A 17,525-nucleotide genomic window follows, 5' to 3' on the forward strand; every position below is an offset into this window, starting at 1 on the left:
ATGATTATTCTACAGCTAAGCCTTTTTTCAGCTCTTCTGCTGAATTATTCCACATGTCTTGATTGTGGTTTTGAAGGAAATCAGCTAGGACTTTCTTTGATTTATCGTCCATATGGTCGACGATGATATGACGCTTTAATGACTTATCCATCCTGTTAACGTGCTCAGGAAGTGATTTATAACCGCGGCGGATTTCGCGGTCTACTGTCATTTCGCATGCCGTTACTCCGGCATAATAAGGACCCTCTTCCTTCCTGTCAACAGTCACCCACACAAGCCAGTACGGTTTCGCATTCGGAACCTCTTCTTTGGTCTTTAGGAATTTTATTCCCTTTTCAACCACGCTGCGTGCATGCATAGCAGCGACATCAATGACCGCATCACCGGCCTCGACATCTATAATGACCGGTGAAACATTATCAAGGCTTAATGCACCTTTGCCAAAGCCTTTATGTCCATCCGTCGGATCAGGTTTTATAATATTAAAGCCAAGTGGTTTTTTCTTATTTTCTTCCATTAAAACTCAAAACCTCCTATTTAAAAAAACAAATTATAAAAGAAATTATTTAATCCCTGCCAGAGTCCAGGGATAATGAATTGGAAAATTGGCTGAATGGTGTAGCGATCTAGAGGAGTAATGACCAAAATCAGAAAGATTAATACACCATACTGTTCAAATTGCGTCATTTTTGCACGAATATGATTTGGAGCTAAATCCTCCACAATCCGATAGCCATCCAATGGCGGAAACGGCAATAAATTAAACACAAACAGCACTAGATTAAGCCAGTTAAAAATCTCAAAAAACTCAAAAATACCGGGAAGATTTACCGCTAACCCTGTTCTGCCTAATCCGAATGCAATAAAAAAACCAAGCGCGCAAAGGACAAGATTACTCAGAGGACCTGCTACTGAAACTAATATACCTGCAAGGCGCGGCTTTTTAAAGAAAAAGCGGTTAACAGGCACCGGACGAGCCCAGCCGAATCCGGCTATAAAAATTAAAATCGTCCCAAATGGATCGAGGTGCTTCAGTGGATTTAATGTTAAACGCCCCTGCTTTTGCGCCGTATGATCTCCGAACTTATAGGCAACAAAAGCATGTGCAAATTCGTGAAACGTAAATGCAATCATTAACGTAATCGCGACATAGGGAATCTCCCTTAAAGAATAAGCAAGAAATCCTTCCAAATTTTCCAAATTGGTTCCCCTTCTCCTCTTTTTTCCTATAAGTATACCTTAAACTGGATATAAAATGAAAATGTTTGCTAAACTATCCTTGTAGTAATCAAAGGAGGAATACATATGCCATATGTTACAGTAAAAATGCTTCCAGGACGTACAGATGATCAAAAAAGAGCACTTGTTGAAAAGGTGACTGACGCGGTTAGCGAAACAACTGGCGCTCCAAAAGAGGCTGTTGTTGTTTTTATTGAAGAAATGCAGAAAGAACATTACGGTGTGGCTGGCGTTAGAGCAAGCGACAAATAAGAAAAGTGGAGGCGCCCTGGCGCCGAAGCTGGACAATCATTAAAAAAGTGTCCGTGTCTTTGAAGGCAGCTTCAAAAACGCGGACACTTTTCTAATTTAGCTTAGCTTTTAATCCAGCTATATAGGTATAGGCCTGGTCAATTTCTTCCTCTGTATAGCGCTGGCTGCTTTTTAACGTAAAAACTTTCTCGGTTACTTCTTCTTTCGATAGATTATCAAAATATAAAACCGTCGAAACTAGCTCGAGGAATCTAGCATTCTGTTCGTTCATGTCTTCGAGGCAATCTTGCAGAAATGGCATTTCGACCTCATTTAAGCTCAAAAACTCTTTTCCCGCGTCTGTCAGGGTATAGCGATATTGAAAATAACCGCCTTTTTTCTCTTTGATTTCATTGAGAAAACCCATATTGCAAAGCTCTTCGACACGAAGCGTTAGTTCCTCCGAATATGGACCATAAAAATGAAACTGAAACCGCTCATGGAACGGAAAGCTCACCTTTTTTGCAATATATATCATCTTCTGCAGCTTTTTTCTCCCGATGATCTCTCCGGAAACTAAAACAGCCTGCATCAGCTTGGCATGATCTTTTAACACTCTCGTCAGCTCCTACTCCAGGATTATATCTCTAATAGGGTACGTATTTGTTTTTTTATGTCTTTTTGCGAGGATTCGTCCTGTAAAAAATCACCGGGGTAATATAATTTATGGTCCGTTCTCCTTTTACCAGAGATAGCATCCACAATCTCAGACTCTCGGGAAAGCTCCTTTAATTCCCCGCTTTTCATTAATAAATGAATTGGCAAACGTTCCTCTTCTTCACCAGGACGATAAAAATCGTATGGTAAATCAGATGATGAATCGACAACTAAGTAATATTCCGGATCAATTCCTGCTTTTTCAAAAAGACGGGTCAATTCAGCGAGCTTCTTATATTCCTTCGCTGGATCAAACTCAGCATATTTAAACAGATTTCGGTTCACAAATCGGCGGCAAAGATCGCTTAATATACCGTCTTCCTCTTCCTGCCAGATTTGAAAATAAAACAAAATAATCGATTCATCTAACTTTAAATAGTCTTCTAGCGTTACACTATCCGTAAAGAAAGAATAAAAGTGAATCGGATTATTTTTAAAAGAATAATTGTTTTCATACAGCTGCTTGGCACGATGAAGGATTTTGGTCAAGATTACCTCGGCACTGCGGGATACAGGATGAAAATAAACCTGCCAATACATCTGATAGCGGCTCATAATATAGTCCTCAACCGCATGCATACCGCTCTTTTTGATGACCACTTGGTCTTCCTTCGGCCTCATGACACGAAGAATCCGCTCCATATCAAATTGGCCATAGCTCACTCCGGTAAAATAAGCGTCCCGCTGCAAATAATCCATCCGATCGGCATCGATTTGACTGGAGATTAGGCTGACAACCAGCTTTTTAGCAGATGTTTTTGCAATCACTTCAGCGACTTGCTGGGGAAAATCAGGACTCACCTTTTTTAAAACGGAGTTAACCTCTGTATTACCTAAAACGATGTTTTGGGTAAAGTCTTCGTGGTCAAAATCGAACACTTTTTCAAACGAATGGGAAAATGGCCCATGCCCCAAATCGTGGAGAAGTGCGGCACAAAGGGTTAGGAGGCGATCATCATCATTCCATTCCGGTCTGCCTGCAAACACATCATCAATGATACGGCGGACAATTTCGTATACTCCGAGAGAGTGGTTGAAACGGCTGTGCTCAGCTCCATGGAACGTTAAAAAAGTAGTTCCAAGCTGTTTAATACGGCGCAGGCGTTGAAACTCTTTTGTTCCGACTAGATCCCAAATCACCCGATCACGTACATGAACGTAGCGATGAACAGGGTCTTTAAACACTTTTTCTTCACTCAGTTTTTCCGCCGAATATACCATTGCTTTCCCTCTTCCTCTAAACTTTCTTCTATTATATCCCAATTTCCAGCAATTTTCTGCAGGATTTTTCGACAAAGGGATGAAAAGAAAAATCACCTAAGGCTTATAAGTCATAGGTGATTATTTTAACTTTTTATTAACCTTTTCCATTAATTCCTCTTCCGTTAGGGCAGCAACCGGACGGTTATTGACAAAGGCAAATGTTTTCTTCCGGCCAGGTCCACAATAAGATTGGCAGCCAATTTTTATGTCAGCTTCAGTATCCAATTCTTTTAAACGAGGGATTAATGTCTTTAGATTCACGGCCTGACAATCATCACAAACGCGGAATTCATTTGACATTACTTCCACCCTTTCTTATCTATTACTACTATTTTAGCCAATTTCATTACCGTATAACTCCTTAGATATCTTACAATTTCTTTCAATCCATTGCAAGTTGCTTTTCTTTCGCAATCCTTCTAACTCTTTCAGTTAAAAAAACTATTATCCTTGCAGACATTTTGGTATAAAGCCTGAAAAACTTGTCCAAGATAAGACTAGAACTTTTAAAAACTCATCTTGAGTTAATGGTAATTATTATTTAGGGAGTTGAAGAGATATGAAAGTACGGCAAGATGCATGGACAGATGAAAATGATTTATTGTTAGCTGAAACCGTCCTTCGCCATGTACGTGAAGGCAGTACCCAGCTGAACGCATTTGAAGAGGTAGGCGACAAGCTAAACCGGACTTCTGCAGCGTGTGGATTTAGATGGAATGCCGTTGTGCGCCATCGCTATGAAAAAGCATTGCAATTAGCAAAAAAACAGCGTAAACAAAGACAAAGAGTGTTAGGAAAAGACCAAGGCGGAAAGAAAAAGTTACTGTACAATCCTCCAGTACCGGCTGCTGATGACTTTGAAACACTATCAGTGCCAGTAGAAATGCCTATGGAAGATTCCTATGAAATGCCAGATTTAACAACGGAAGCTGCATCTGAAACCTTTGTAAAACCTGAAACCTATGTAAAGCCAGCAGCACAAACGTACAGACCATCCACACCAGCAGCAGGTTTATCACTTGATAGCGTGATTGATTACTTACAAAACTTTAATCATGCGAATCTGCAAAATGAAGCATTAAAAAGTGAGAATGAAAGATTGAAGCGTGAAATCGCAGAGCTGCGCAAGCAAAATGAGGAAATGGCAGCGAAAATTGAAGGTCTTGAGCAAAATACCGAAACCATCCAGGAAGATTACGAGACACTCATGAAAATTATGAACCGCGCTCGTAAGCTTGTATTATTCGAAGAAGAAGAAAGACCCGCGACAAAATTCAAAATGGACCGTAACGGAAATTTAGAAAAAGTGGCAGAATAAAGAGAATGATTGGGAGAAGAGCTGTAGCACAGTATCCTCTTTTAAAAAAGCCGTAAATCCATTTGGTTTACGGCTTTTTAAATTTCATTCAGTTTTTCATTTCTCTCGACAATTCTTTTGTAATAACTTGGGAGAACCTCTAGCTCAAACTCATTCAATTGACCAGCATATAGATGGTCACTGTTATTTTTTAATTGGTTTAATAGACGCAGCATCACATCAGAAATGGTGAACGGCGTTTCCAATAGCTCAGAAAGAGAAGCCATTACTTCCGGAACAATCTCTGGATACGTAAACTTCGTTGGCTGCCCGTCTTTTGCTATCTCATAAAATTTCTGAATTACCTGGGCACGTTCACTTCCGCTGCCATTCACACATAAATAAATTTGAACAGCTACTCCTTTTTTAAGACGGCGCTGCGAAATGCCGGCAAATTTTTTGCCGCCAATACTAAGGTCATAGCTTCCCGGGCAATAGGAGCCGGCGATTTCTCTTGCTTCAATTGTGTGATTGTAATCAGAAAACATGTTTTGAACGAGCTGCCACATCGTATCATATCCTCGGTTGATGTCGATCCCTTTTTCTTTTTCAGGTAAAATCAATGAGATGTTTAAGACCCCTTCGTCGAGAACCACCGCTAAGCCCCCGGAGTTCCTGACAATAGACTGATAACCCTGTTCCCTTAGAAATTGCCTTCCTTCTTTTAAAAATGGCAGTTTGGTATCTTGTATGCCGAGTACGATGGTATTGTGATGAACCCAGGTTCGCGCCGTTGCGGGAGCCTGTCCGGAACCCACTGAGGCACAAAGAGTATCGTCAACGCCAAAGGACTGTAATGCTTGAAAATGTGTGCCAGCAGTTGACTGATCAATAATCCGCCATTCGGGCTGACGCAATAAACCTTCCATATCGTTAATCTCCTTGAATTAGATAATAAGTTTATTGTAGCAAAAAGTTAGTGTTCGTGTTGCATTTTCCAGTAAATGTCTAAATGTACAAAACACTTCAAAAACTGTACATAAGGGTTGAAAAAGTGTACAAAAACCGCCCAAAAATGTACAAAACACCAGATAAAATGTACAAAACCCCTAAAAATCCAATTATAAAAGCCAGCCCAACCTTGGACTGGCTCCCACTATCAACTTATAATCCTTGTGCCGCCGTGATTAATGCTAGTTTATAAACATCTTCTTCGTTACAGCCGCGTGATAGGTCATTTACAGGTTTATTTAACCCTTGAAGGATTGGTCCAACTGCTTCGAAACCGCCTAAACGCTGGGCAATTTTGTAGCCGATGTTTCCTGCTTCAAGACTTGGGAAGATAAACACGTTCGCATCCCCCTGAAGCGGCGAATCTGGTGCCTTCTTTTTCGCCACAGATGGCACAAATGCTGCGTCAAACTGGAATTCTCCATCAATAACTAGAGAGGAGTCACGGCGTTTCGCCTCTTCAACGGCACCTGAGACTCTCTCCGTTTCTGGAGATTTCGCAGAACCTTTTGTTGAGAAGCTAAGCATAGCAATTCTTGGTTCCATTCCGAACATGTCCGCTGTTTTGGCACTTTCAATCGCAATCTCTGCTAAATCATTGCTGTCTGGAGCAATATTAATCGCGCAATCAGCAAATACATATTTTTCATCTTCACGAACCATAATGAAGACGCCGGATGTTTTTTTCACGCCTGCTTTTGTTTTAATAATTTGCAGTGCAGGGCGGACCGTGTCAGCAGTTGAATGTGCTGCACCGCTCACTAAACCGTCTGCTTTATTCAAATAGACAAGCATAGTCCCAAAATAATTTTCATCTAATAGAATTTTTCGTGCATCTTCTTCCGTTACTTTTCCTTTACGGCGTTCAACAAACGCTGCTACTAGCTCGTCCATTGCCGCATAACTTGCCGGATCATAAATTTCTGCTGCATCTAAGGAAACTCCGAGCTCCTGGGCCTTTGCCTGAACCTGTTCGATATTTCCTATTAAAATAGGGGTTAATCGCTTTTCTTCCGCAAGCCTGCTTGCTGCTCTGACAATTCGCTCATCCAAGCCTTCAGGAAAAACGATTCGCATATCACGACCAGATAATTTTTGTTTCAAGCCTTCAAATAAATCAGCCACATTAAATCCTCCCTAAATAAATCTACCTCTTTTAGCATACTTTACCTGTTGAAAAATTCAACTTAGGCAGCGTTTACATTACAAATGTTCTTTTATTCAAAAAACTTCACACTCCTTTACTATTACCTCTTTTCAAAAAAATAACCATAAAGGTTTATTCGAGCGTGTCTTGGTCAAACTATGTTATAGTAAAGATTGTAAATAAGAAGAATGATTATTTAGGAGTGATTGTAATGAGTGAAGCAGCTCAAACGCTTGATGGCTGGTATTGTTTGCATGATTTCCGTACGGTTGATTGGACAACTTGGAAAATGCTTTCGAGTGATGAACGCCAGTCTGCGATTCACGAGTTTTTAAGTCTAGTTGAAAAATGGAATCACACACAAGATCGTAACGAAGGCAGCCATGCTTTATATACAATTGTGGGTCAAAAAGCAGATTTCATGATGATGATTTTGCGCCCAACCATGCAGGAACTAAATGAAATAGAAACAGAATTTAATAAAACAAAATTAGCGGAATATACCATTCCCGCTCATTCGTATGTTTCCGTTGTTGAGCTGAGCAACTATTTGCCTGCTGGTGAAGATCCGTACCAAAACCCGCAAATTCTCGCTCGTCTATATCCTAAGCTTCCTAAAACAGCGCATGTTTGCTTCTATCCAATGGACAAGCGCCGTCAAGGCAGCGACAACTGGTATATGCTTCCGATGGAAGACCGCCGCAATATGATGCGCAGCCACGGAATGATTGGCCGTACATATGCAGGGAAAGTAAAGCAAGTTATTACAGGTTCTGTTGGCTTCGATGATTATGAATGGGGCGTAACGCTTTTTGCTCAAGATGTTCTTCAATTTAAAAAGCTTGTCTATGAAATGCGTTTTGATGAAGTAAGTGCACGTTTTGGTGAATTTGGTGCCTTCTTTGTTGGTAACCTATTAGAAGAGGAAAGAGTTTCTCGATTCTTACACGTTTAAATCCTAAGTTCTCAGCTCATGCTGAGAACTTTTTTGTCGTTTGCATAAGTCATATTTGCCTATTCCCCTTCATACTAATAAAACAGCGAGTCTTAAGTTACAGCTCCGATTCTGCTCATATCGGGAACATCCCGATTGTCACCATTTAAGGCCTTTTGGAGTATGAATAGACTGTTGGGCATTCGTTTAGTCATTTTTAGGAGGGGAAAACATGAATCAATATTATAATCAACAAGGGTATCAGCCTTATCCCGCTAGACAGCAAGCAGGCAATCAATTTCAAGGGCAAGGGCAAGGATTTTTTCCTGGCGGGCAACAGCAAGGGTTTCCACAGTATCCGCAGCAAGGAGCTCCTGCAGGGACACCTGCAGCTTCACAGCAGCAGGCAATGCTGCCAATTGAGCAATCATACATCGAAAACATTTTACGCTTAAACAAAGGGAAGTTAGCAACTGTTTATGCAACCTTTGAAGGCAACAACCAATGGAATGCCAAAAAATTTGTTGGTATTGTTGAAGCAGCTGGACGTGATCACCTCATTTTAAGTGATCCACAAACAGGTCAGCGTTCCCTCATCCCAATGGTTTCTTTCGATTACGCTACGTTTGATGAAGAGCTTGAATACGAATATCCATTTGGTGCTGGACCGGGTTTAAGTACTTTCCCGCCAAGATAATAGAAAAAGGCATTGGAACTCAAATCCAATGCCTTCTTCTATTTTATAAGTCTTTCACAGTACCAATAATCATTAAAATCCAGCCTGCTAAGAAGGCAACTCCTCCCAGCGGTGTAATCGCGCCCAGCACTCCTACCTTCGTTAAGCTTAAAACATAGAGACTGCCGCTGAATAGGATAATTCCAACTAAAAATAACCAGCCGGACCAAGTGAAAAATGTACTAGCTGCCACTTTGCCCAGCAGAATTCCAATCACCAAAAGTGCAGTGGCATGAAACATTTGATACGTAACACCTGTTTTCCAAATGTCCAAATAATAGGGATCTAGCTTATCCTTAAGTCCATGAGCGCCAAAGGCTCCAAGTGCTACTGCTAAAAAGGCGTTAATTGCGCCAATAATAATAAATGTTTTCATTTTCTCTCCCCCATTAGAAATCAAATAAAGAGTCGCCGTTTGCTTCGTCTTCCATTTCTAGTTTTTTTGGCTGGTTTAATGTTACTGGCTGCTGAAAGGATGGCTGTACGGTTACTGGCTGATAGGCAGGGACAGGATTTAAAGGTGCTGCTTCCGTCTGTCTTTGCTTTTCATCTAGAATCAGTTCGCATAATATTTTAATAGAGTAAACTTTTTCCCGCAAGTTTTCTTGCTTTGTGCTGTTTTTCGCCAGTGTTAATTCCTCTTCGATTTTCTTTAATAATTTATCTATCGGTATATTCACGATTTATAAACTCCTCTATTTGCATTCTTGCTATCATCATACCAAATTTGCCAGCCAAATAGAAATTCGACATGTTTCACGTGAAACATGTTGGTTTATGTCACAAAAAAACCCGTACCAATTAGGTACGAGTTCTATCCTAAAATTCTTTGATAAATAGATTTAGCATAGGTTAGATCCTTTGTCCCGTGAATGAGAGCACGGCCGTCGTTAAAGATAACCATTCGTTCAGAATCCATTTCTACCGACAAAAGATACGGATTCCCTTTAACGGTATACCCGAGTGTGCTCAGTTGTCCTGCAAGCTTCTCAAGCGATAGTTCACCTTGTATCGATGGCCGGATTTGTACGGTATCCCGCCCGCATAAAACCGTCGTTTTTGTCATATTTTCTGCGTCAAGGTACGGATATGTCCTTTCCTCGCCACAGGATAAACAGCCGGAAAATTTGGCTTTTCCCATCTTCAAACTCGCATATTGGTTCCGCCATAAGTCAAAGCTCACAAATGAAGTTCGAACCGCATCCCAATCCTCGACCAGCATTTTCAACGCCTCTGCGCTTTGATGAGAGATCACCATTTGGACAGCAGGCGAGATAATTCCTCCGGTATCACAAGTTAACCCCTGCATAGGGATGGTCCGTAACAAACAATTTAAACAAGGGGTTTTCCCTGGAATAATCGAAAAACTCATCCCATAACTGCCAACACACGCCCCGTAAATCCAAGGGATCTTATATTTTTGTGAAACATCATTAATGGCCATCCGCGTCTCAAAATTATCAGTCGCGTCAATAATCACATCAACATCCTTCACCAAGTCCTCAAGCATAGAAGGAGTGGCGTCACCGATAATGGCTTTCACTTCGACGTCCGAATTGATTGCGTTTAACCGTTTTTTTGCTGCAGCCGCCTTCGGAAGCTTCTCAGCCACATCCTCTTCTGTATAAAGCTGCTGGCGCTGAAGATTGCTAGCTTCCACATAATCTCTATCGACAATTGTCAGCCTGCCAATCCCTGCACGTGTAAGCACCTCTGCGTTGCCAGATCCAAGGGCGCCTGCCCCTATCATTAACACATGTTTCGTACGAATTTTATCTTGTCCTTCTTTTCCGATCCCTGGAAAGAGGACTTGCCGTGAATATCGTTCGTCCATTCTGTTTTCCCCTTTTCCAAAATCGAACCTATATCTAGGAGGGAAAGTACCCCATCCGAGAGTAATTTCCTTCATGCGAGAGTATATCTCCCAGCTTTACTCAACCGCCGCTTACTGGCGGGATAAAAGCAACTTCATCACCATCTTGAATCACTTCATCATCCTGGGCAAACTCTTCGTTAATAGCGGTCATAACGGTATCTAATTTCGGAAGATTGTAATTGAGAGCCAATTCCGCTTTTAATTCAGCAACGGTTTTGCCGCTAGCGTCTAACTTAAGAAATTCTTCTCCGACTGCATCCCGTAAATGAGCGAAAAACAAAACTTTATTCATTCAAATCGTCCTCCTCTGGTTTGCCGCTTGGATAGGCTACAGTTTCAAGCTGGTTGCCCATCCACTCTTCGCCATCTTCCCAATGTTCTTTTTTCCAAATAGGCACGATTTCTTTAATCCTCTCAATGGCATAACGATTCGCCTCGTAGGCATCAGCACGGTGAGGAGTTGAAACGGCTATAACAACCGCGATATCCGTTATATCAAGCCTTCCTACACGATGGGTAATGGCTACTTGAGAACCTTCCCAGCGCTCTTCAATTTCCCTGCCGATTTGCTCCAATTTTTTTACAGCCATCGCTTCGTACGCATCGTATATCAAAAATAGTGTCTTTTTTCCTTTGGTTAATTCACGTACGGTTCCAATAAAAGTAGTAATCGCTCCAGCATTACGCTGAACAACTTTATCTATTACAGATTGAATATCAATCGGTTCTTTTGAAATTTGAAAATTCATTTGTGCACCTCTTCAGACCAATTTCTTAGGCTCTGCATTTTCCACCACTTCATAGCCGCCGATCTTTTCGACCTGCTGTTTAAATTCTGGTGACTGGATCATAGCAATTAACAATTTGCCGTTTTCACTTTCATAGAAGCTTCTTGTCATCACTAAATCATACTCTTCATCTGCAACTGGAACAAAATCCAGGTTCATTGCTTTCGCTGCAGGATAAATTCCCAGCCCTGCTCCATGTATGTCTCCATTTACCTCTGCGGCTACCGCTAGATGCGAGAACATTTCACGATCATAGCCGGTGAATTCTTCTGATGAAATACCGTTTTCCTCTAGCAGCATATCAAACAGAATCCTCGTGCCTGCACCTTTTTGGCGATTGACGAAGTTCGCCTTTCTCTCAAATATATCTGCCACTGTTTCAATACCAAGCGGGTTGCCCTTTGGCAAAATCCATCCTTGCTTTCTTTTTAAAAAAGGATAGAGGACAACATCGAAGCCAGCCAATATTTTCTTAACATATGAGATATTATATTGCTTTGTATTAGGGTCAAGCAAATGAATGCCTGCTACATGGGCCTCTCCTTTTCGAATCGCCATAATACCAGCCATGCTGCCAACATGGGAAGAAACTATTTTCATATCAGCACGAACCCTCTTTAACTGCGACGATAAAAGGTCAATCGTTAAATCATGGCTTCCTGAAAACATAATCGCATTTTTAATTTCCTCAAGCGGCCTTAAAAGCTCCACCTCAACGAATTCACCTTGTTCATAGCCAATGACGTTGGCTGGTACGACCAGCAGGCCATCTGCCCGCACATAGGACATCGTTACACCCGCTGCTCTTGTCAACGGATTCGCGACAAACTGTCCATTCACATAGCCGATATTCATTCGTACAAAATCTTCCGCACCCATACTTGATACAATCCGGCGGCCAAGCTTTACATTTACCGTTTGTCTTTTTGGCTCAGGTATCTGCAAATATTTGCAAATGAGCGGGCGGACAAACCACTCGAGTGCTAGATAGGCTGAAACAGGATACCCCGGAACACCTACGACAATCTTGTCATTTATTTTTCCTAATATAACAGGCTTTCCTGGTCTTGCGGCCACACCATGGGTAAAGACTGTGCCAATTTCAGCAATGATATGGACGGTATAATCCTTTGAACCTGCTGACGATCCAGCATTGATTACGATAATATCAGAAGTCTCCGCCGCTTCCAGCAAAACCGCCTTAATTTTCTCAGGATCATCCTTCACAATCCGGTGAAGTCTTGGTTCACCGCCCCAATCCTTTACAAAATTCGCAAAGACTGTGCCGTTAAATTCTATAATATTTCCAGATGAAAGCTTCGAATTCGCCTCAACAAGCTCATTCCCTGTTGGAATAATCGAGACAACTGGCTTTTTGGTGACGGGAATATGGAGCTGCTGACTTGCTAAAAGAACGCCTAAATCTGCAGGTCTTAATATATGTCCCTGTGGAAACAGCATTTCCTCCTGTACAATATCCTCTCCGATTGGGCGGATATGCTGCCAAGGGGTCGCCGGCTCAATGATTTCAATCGTTTCTTCATCAATCATATCTACGTGTTCAATCATAATGACCGCATTATACGGAGCAGGAATCGCATTTCCTGTATCGACAATGGAAAAATCCTTACCCAATTTAAGCCGTAATGGACTTTGCTCATGAGCTGTGTATGTTTTTTCAGCAATCACCGCAATACCATCCATTGCTGACGCATGGTAATGGGGCGCCGATACATTAGCAAATATCGGCTCTGCTGTTACCCTTCCAAGTGCATCCGCTGCTGGAATCAGTTCTGTTTCAAGGGGCAGCGAAAACGCCTCGAGAATTTCACGTTTCGCTTCCGATCGGGGTTTGTCCTCTAAATATATTTTCCGTTTATAGCGTTTATGGTCCATATTTGTTCCCCCTCATCGTGTTGCAATCACAGGCACATAGTCTCCCTGTGAAATACCCTCTTTTTCTGAAGTGATCTCAACAATTCCATCGCTTTTTACTAATGTTGTAATTAAACCTGATTTCCCAATAATAGGCTCTGCCCACCACTCTCCCTCCTTCTCGAACAAGCGGACACGGATATAATCTGAGCGCCCCGGTGCAGAAGGAATATTTTTGGTAATCCGTGCAAGTATTCTATCAGGTTTCTTATCTATTTTTTCGCCTTTTAATTTTCTTAGTATTTTTTCACCAAACAGCATGAAAATAATCATCGCAGAAGCTGGGTGTCCTGGTAAGCCAATCACAGGTTTTCCGTTTGCTACCGCAAGAATCGTAGGTTTCCCCGGCTTAATGGAAATGCCATGTACAAACACGCCTGGTGTACCTAGTGATTGAATGACATCTGTGGTATAATCCTTCGCACCAACCGAGCTTCCTCCTGAGAGAATTAAGCAGTCCACTTTATCATATAAACTCTGAGCCCTCTGCTGAAATTCTAGATAGTCATCTTTGACGATTCCACCGTAAACAACCTCAATATTCCATTGTTTCGCGAGGCCTGAAATCGTCAAATAATTGATATCCCGGATCTGACCTTCTGCTAATTTTACTGTTTGAAATGGAACAATCTCATCGCCGGATGATAGGTATCCAACTTTTAGCTTTCGATAAACTGTAACAGTGCTAATCCCAAGTGAAGCGATCGCGCCTAACTCCTGCGGGCGAAGTCTCGTTCCTTCTAAAAGAAGAATCTCTCCCTCACGGATGTCTTCGCCTGCACGAATAATATTTTCACCTGGTGCAACCGGCTTATAGGTATTTAAAAGACCATCATGGTCTTCACAATGTTCAATCATAATGACGCTGTCACAACCCGGCGGAATCATTCCGCCTGTCGGGACATAGACCGCTTCCCCTTGATTAACAGAAATAGCGGCAGACTCACCCATTTTGACCTCTCCAACCACTGTTAAAAATCCAGGCATTGATTCGGATGAACCATACGTGTCTTTTGCTTTAACAGCGTAACCGTCAACAGTTGAGCGATCAAAGCTTGGGACATTTTCCCTTGCGGTGACAGGCACCGCTAAAATATAATCGAGTGCGTCTTCTAATGAGCGCACTTCCATATGCGTGATGGCAGGTATTTTTTCTTCTATCATTGCAAAGGTTTCTTCGACTGTCTTTACTTTGAAAAATTGCACTGTGCCTTACATCCTTCCTATCTAATCAGCTTCTGAGCCACTTTTTTGCGTCCTCATACTCATGTGGATGATTCATATTGAAAAAGACACGCTCTATGTCTATACTACTATAATCCTGCAAATCTTTTTCGGTTAAATAAAGGACATTTAAATGGTCAAGCAGACCTTTTATCGGAAGATGTCCATTTTCAATACATTCTTCAATTTTTTTAACACTCTTCTTTTGAAAAACACCACATAAGGTTTGCATTTTTCCATTAATAACTGGTACTAAGGCGTCATAATGGTCAATCTTTTCCACGAGGGCCGCAGCAAGTTTGCCTGAAACAAATGGCATATCACACGCTACAATGAAATTCACATCATAATCAGAAGCTGATAAGCCGGCATGAAAGCCAGCAAGCGGCCCCTTGTCCTGATAGTGATCGGACACCATTTTCACGTCCAAGAACTGATAGGCTTCCTTATCATTGGTAACGAGAATAATATTTTCAAAATATACCTTTAGAGTATCGACCATTCTTTCTATGGTGGTTTTTTCATTTAATTTTAAGAGTGCCTTATTCGTACCCATTCTGCTAGATTTTCCACCTGATAAAATAATAGCCGCAGCCTTCATGTAAATGCACCTACTTAATTGGTTTGTTTAGTTTGTCTTTCGGAAGCTCCTATCAACTAGTGCACTTCATTTAACAGGCGCTTTCGCTTTTCTCATCCCCCACAGCTTGATAGCCATGCTCTTGGGCCACAAAATCAAGATGAATACTATTTAAATCCAGCAAAGCAGCTGATGGCTTGCTGAGATATTGTCTTGTATCGATCACTTTAATATATCCTGTACACTTGTCACAAACCTGGATTTGGGATGAAGCATCGCCCTCAATGGTCAAGAACTGAATCGTTTTATGGTCATCATTGCCACAGTGTGTGCATTCAATCCTTTTTGCGTTCCAATGAGCCAGGCAGCGCGGGCAGGTCATCACCTTTTTCCCTTCATCCTTAAGTACAGCAAGTCGTGCAGGCTCACCGCAAACTGGACAGCCAGCCCCAGGAACAGCGTGAGTAATTTCGTGCTGAATTTTCTCTGCCGTTAACTGCAGGTATGGTCGGAGTGCAGTTTCAGCAAGGAACTGCGGAATCCATTCTTCCAATTCATTTTCTTCAGCGAAATTTGTAAAATAAACACTGTTAAATGAAAAAGCTTCGTCAATCCAGCGAATGGCTGTTTCTTCGTTTAATAGACCGCTTACTCTCGCAAGTTTTGTTTCCCGGTCAGGGTTATTTTTGCTTAAAAGCTTATTTATCTCCTCTATCCACTGTTGGAATAGTGAAATTTCAAAATTAATAGACGCTAATGCCGCCGCAGGCACCCCTGCTGACATGGCTACTTTATCTAGGTTCGGTATAATTGATTCTGAATCAATACTCTCTTTCCAATTCGCTTGAAGTGCTATAATTTCCTTCTGTAAATTCTGATATTCTTTTGAAACAACGGATTTTTTCATTGTGCACCTCTTTTTAAATTTATAAAGCAATGGCTGTCTTATTACAGACAGCCATTTTGGTTATTAGTGATTCAATGGCTTACGCGCCTTTTTTCTTATTCTTGTTCGGACTAGTTGGCTTTTTTGGATTTCCATTTGCGTCAATATCAGGGAAGTTACCTTTTGCAACTTCTTCATCATACCAATCTGGATAGTGTTCTTTAGCCCACCAAGCAGGTACTTCTCCCGTGATAACACCTGAATATCCAGGTTTAGAGTTTTTGTGAATAACAGATAGATAAACATGTCCTACGACTACCGCTATTGCAAGGCCAAAACCAACATTGTGCAGTAAATATCCCCATTGGACTACAGCTCTAGGGAAAAATTGCGGGAACCACATTGGAAAGCCTGAACCGATAATTAAAATCGCCGTGACAATTTGGATGATTGAGTTAATCTTTTCACCAGCGTTAAAGAATGTTTGCCTTACGTGCTTAAAATTAAAACCGAATAGTTCCTTTACGAATTCAGTAAAGAACTCCAGGTCGCGCTTCTTCCAAGTAACAAGCTCCTTCATCCAAAGCTTAAAGCCTTTAAAATCAAAGATTACCCAGATAAGCGTTGGGGATATAAACGCTACTGCGAATATTCTGTGCAGCAACCGTGCACCTTCGGGACCGCCAAGTACCGGATATAACCAGTCAAAAAACTCTGTGTACATCGGCAAGGCTGTAATATAAAGTGCGAAGAAAGAAATAGCGTTAACAGCATGTGCCCAAACAAATGCCTTCGAAAAACGTCTTACTTTTACTGTCGACTTTTGAGGTTTACTCATGGTGTTCACCTCCGTCTTCGTTTTTACCGTTCTTTTTCTTACTTATAATCGTATTCGTAATGAAAGCTCCGACAACCGCCATTGTAGTTGCCCCAATCATCATCTTACCAATTGGCTGTGCATAGTCTTTCCAAATTACAGCAGATGTAGGTACTTTTGGATTTTCAGGTAATCCGTATACAGATGGTTTTTCAGCTAATACATAAACAGTATGTGTACCGCCTACACCTTGTGGATTATAAACCTGTGCATTTGGATAACGATCCTTAATTTCCTTTACACGCTTTTCAGCCTTCGCAACCATTTCAGCCTTGTCGCCGAACTCCATTGCACCTGTATGACAGGTTGTAACACATGCAGGCTGTAAGCCTTCCTCCAAACGGTCTGTACACATTGTACATTTATTTGCTTTACGGTATTTGTCGCCATTTTTATCAACGTATTCCTTAAGAGAAATCACTTCAAATGGACAGTTATTTACACAGTATCCGCAGCCAACGCACTTCTCATGGTCAATCACTACCGTACCAAACTCAGTGTAGCTGATAGCATTCTCTGGACATACCTTTTCGCAGGCAGCATCGGTACAGTGCATACAAGCGGAGTGACGGAATAGGTAATCCAGGCCGCCTTTAGAATTTTCATGCTCAATATATTGCAATACATTCCAAGTATCTGCAGTTGTTTTTGCATGTGATTGAGCACTGCCTAGGAAATCCTGCTGTTCTGCCGGAAGGTCATTCCAGTTTTTACAGGCAACCATACAAGCACGGCAACCATCACATTTGGTTACGTCGACAAATTTTACATATTCAGTAGCCAT

At 41.5% G+C, this 17,525-nt stretch carries 22 protein-coding genes; 4 read left to right on the plus strand and 18 right to left on the minus strand.

Annotated features, from left to right (window positions below):
* Positions 1-4: 4 nt before the first annotated feature.
* On the minus strand, positions 5-517 hold the full coding sequence (locus QNH29_RS29540; protein ID WP_283862793.1) for a YwhD family protein: 513 nt from the start codon (positions 515-517) through the stop codon (positions 5-7).
* 20 nt (positions 518-537) lie between these two features.
* The gene (locus QNH29_RS29545) at positions 538-1,191 is read right to left on the minus strand and encodes a site-2 protease family protein (protein WP_283865781.1); all 654 of its coding nucleotides are present in this window, start codon (positions 1,189-1,191) and stop codon (positions 538-540) included.
* A gap of 114 nt (positions 1,192-1,305) precedes the next feature.
* Here QNH29_RS29545 and QNH29_RS29550 point away from each other — a divergent pair, with 114 nt between their 5' ends.
* Positions 1,306-1,491 (plus strand): 2-hydroxymuconate tautomerase, encoded by a 186-nt coding sequence (locus tag QNH29_RS29550; RefSeq protein ID WP_045515968.1) that lies wholly within the window; start codon positions 1,306-1,308, stop codon positions 1,489-1,491.
* A 91-nt stretch (positions 1,492-1,582) separates the two neighbouring features.
* Here QNH29_RS29550 and QNH29_RS29555 read toward each other — a convergent pair whose 3' ends face one another.
* The 3 genes from QNH29_RS29555 to QNH29_RS29565 form a co-directional block, all read right to left on the minus strand.
* Positions 1,583-2,086 carry a YwgA family protein gene (locus tag QNH29_RS29555; RefSeq protein ID WP_283862794.1) on the minus strand — a complete coding sequence of 168 codons (504 nt, stop codon included), beginning with the start codon at positions 2,084-2,086 and terminating at the stop codon, positions 1,583-1,585.
* Between the two features lie 23 nt (positions 2,087-2,109).
* Entirely contained in the window at positions 2,110-3,408 is a 1,299-nt protein-coding gene (locus QNH29_RS29560; protein WP_283862795.1) for an HD domain-containing protein, read from the minus strand.
* Between the two features lie 120 nt (positions 3,409-3,528).
* Positions 3,529-3,750, minus strand: a complete 222-nt coding sequence (locus QNH29_RS29565) for a YuzB family protein (RefSeq protein WP_283862796.1) — start codon at positions 3,748-3,750, stop codon at positions 3,529-3,531.
* A gap of 259 nt (positions 3,751-4,009) precedes the next feature.
* Here QNH29_RS29565 and QNH29_RS29570 point away from each other — a divergent pair, with 259 nt between their 5' ends.
* Complete coding sequence (locus QNH29_RS29570) at positions 4,010-4,768, plus strand: RsfA family transcriptional regulator (RefSeq protein WP_283862797.1); 759 nt, start codon at positions 4,010-4,012, stop codon at positions 4,766-4,768.
* Positions 4,769-4,845: 77 nt separating this feature from the next.
* Here QNH29_RS29570 and lipL read toward each other — a convergent pair whose 3' ends face one another.
* On the minus strand, positions 4,846-5,676 hold the full coding sequence (gene lipL, locus QNH29_RS29575) for an octanoyl-[GcvH]:protein N-octanoyltransferase (RefSeq protein WP_283862798.1): 831 nt from the start codon (positions 5,674-5,676) through the stop codon (positions 4,846-4,848).
* 235 nt (positions 5,677-5,911) lie between these two features.
* Positions 5,912-6,883, minus strand: a complete 972-nt coding sequence (pta, locus tag QNH29_RS29580) for a phosphate acetyltransferase (RefSeq protein WP_283862799.1) — start codon at positions 6,881-6,883, stop codon at positions 5,912-5,914.
* 233 nt (positions 6,884-7,116) lie between these two features.
* Between pta and hemQ the strand changes: the two genes are divergently transcribed.
* Both hemQ and gerQ read left to right on the plus strand, forming a co-directional pair.
* On the plus strand, positions 7,117-7,860 hold the full coding sequence (hemQ, locus tag QNH29_RS29585) for a hydrogen peroxide-dependent heme synthase (protein ID WP_283862800.1): 744 nt from the start codon (positions 7,117-7,119) through the stop codon (positions 7,858-7,860).
* A 211-nt stretch (positions 7,861-8,071) separates the two neighbouring features.
* Positions 8,072-8,536 (plus strand): spore coat protein GerQ, encoded by a 465-nt coding sequence (gene gerQ / locus QNH29_RS29590; protein ID WP_283862801.1) that lies wholly within the window; start codon positions 8,072-8,074, stop codon positions 8,534-8,536.
* Between the two features lie 43 nt (positions 8,537-8,579).
* Here the strand turns inward: gerQ and QNH29_RS29595 are convergent, their stop codons facing one another.
* The 11 genes from QNH29_RS29595 to QNH29_RS29645 all read right to left on the minus strand — a co-directional run bounded on the left by QNH29_RS29595 (position 8,580) and on the right by QNH29_RS29645 (position 17,525).
* Complete coding sequence (locus QNH29_RS29595) at positions 8,580-8,951, minus strand: DUF423 domain-containing protein (RefSeq protein WP_283862802.1); 372 nt, start codon at positions 8,949-8,951, stop codon at positions 8,580-8,582.
* A 13-nt stretch (positions 8,952-8,964) separates the two neighbouring features.
* Entirely contained in the window at positions 8,965-9,255 is a 291-nt protein-coding gene (locus QNH29_RS29600; RefSeq protein WP_283862803.1) for a YwdI family protein, read from the minus strand.
* Between the two features lie 134 nt (positions 9,256-9,389).
* Positions 9,390-10,409 (minus strand): MoeB/ThiF family adenylyltransferase, encoded by a 1,020-nt coding sequence (locus tag QNH29_RS29605; protein WP_283862804.1) that lies wholly within the window; start codon positions 10,407-10,409, stop codon positions 9,390-9,392.
* Positions 10,410-10,509: 100 nt separating this feature from the next.
* Entirely contained in the window at positions 10,510-10,743 is a 234-nt protein-coding gene (moaD, locus tag QNH29_RS29610) for a molybdopterin converting factor subunit 1 (protein WP_283862805.1), read from the minus strand.
* On the minus strand, positions 10,736-11,200 hold the full coding sequence (locus tag QNH29_RS29615) for a molybdenum cofactor biosynthesis protein MoaE (protein ID WP_283862806.1): 465 nt from the start codon (positions 11,198-11,200) through the stop codon (positions 10,736-10,738). The genes moaD and QNH29_RS29615 overlap by 8 nt, the downstream gene beginning before the upstream one ends.
* A gap of 12 nt (positions 11,201-11,212) precedes the next feature.
* The gene (locus tag QNH29_RS29620; RefSeq protein WP_283862807.1) at positions 11,213-13,135 is read right to left on the minus strand and encodes a molybdopterin biosynthesis protein; all 1,923 of its coding nucleotides are present in this window, start codon (positions 13,133-13,135) and stop codon (positions 11,213-11,215) included.
* A 12-nt stretch (positions 13,136-13,147) separates the two neighbouring features.
* Positions 13,148-14,380 (minus strand): molybdopterin molybdotransferase MoeA, encoded by a 1,233-nt coding sequence (locus tag QNH29_RS29625; RefSeq protein ID WP_283862808.1) that lies wholly within the window; start codon positions 14,378-14,380, stop codon positions 13,148-13,150.
* Between the two features lie 25 nt (positions 14,381-14,405).
* A complete protein-coding gene (mobA, locus tag QNH29_RS29630) occupies positions 14,406-14,999 on the minus strand; it encodes a molybdenum cofactor guanylyltransferase (protein WP_283862809.1) in 594 nt (197 codons plus the stop codon).
* Positions 15,000-15,069: 70 nt separating this feature from the next.
* Entirely contained in the window at positions 15,070-15,885 is an 816-nt protein-coding gene (locus QNH29_RS29635) for a formate dehydrogenase accessory protein FdhE (RefSeq protein WP_283862810.1), read from the minus strand.
* A gap of 79 nt (positions 15,886-15,964) precedes the next feature.
* Positions 15,965-16,702, minus strand: coding sequence for a formate dehydrogenase subunit gamma (locus QNH29_RS29640; protein WP_283862811.1), 738 nt, complete (start codon positions 16,700-16,702; stop codon positions 15,965-15,967).
* Positions 16,695-17,525, minus strand: a complete 831-nt coding sequence (locus QNH29_RS29645; protein ID WP_283862812.1) for a 4Fe-4S dicluster domain-containing protein — start codon at positions 17,523-17,525, stop codon at positions 16,695-16,697. The genes QNH29_RS29640 and QNH29_RS29645 overlap by 8 nt, the downstream gene beginning before the upstream one ends.

Source organism: Neobacillus sp. DY30 (assembly GCF_030123065.1).
In the GTDB taxonomy this organism is placed as follows: domain Bacteria; phylum Bacillota; class Bacilli; order Bacillales; family Cytobacillaceae; genus Neobacillus.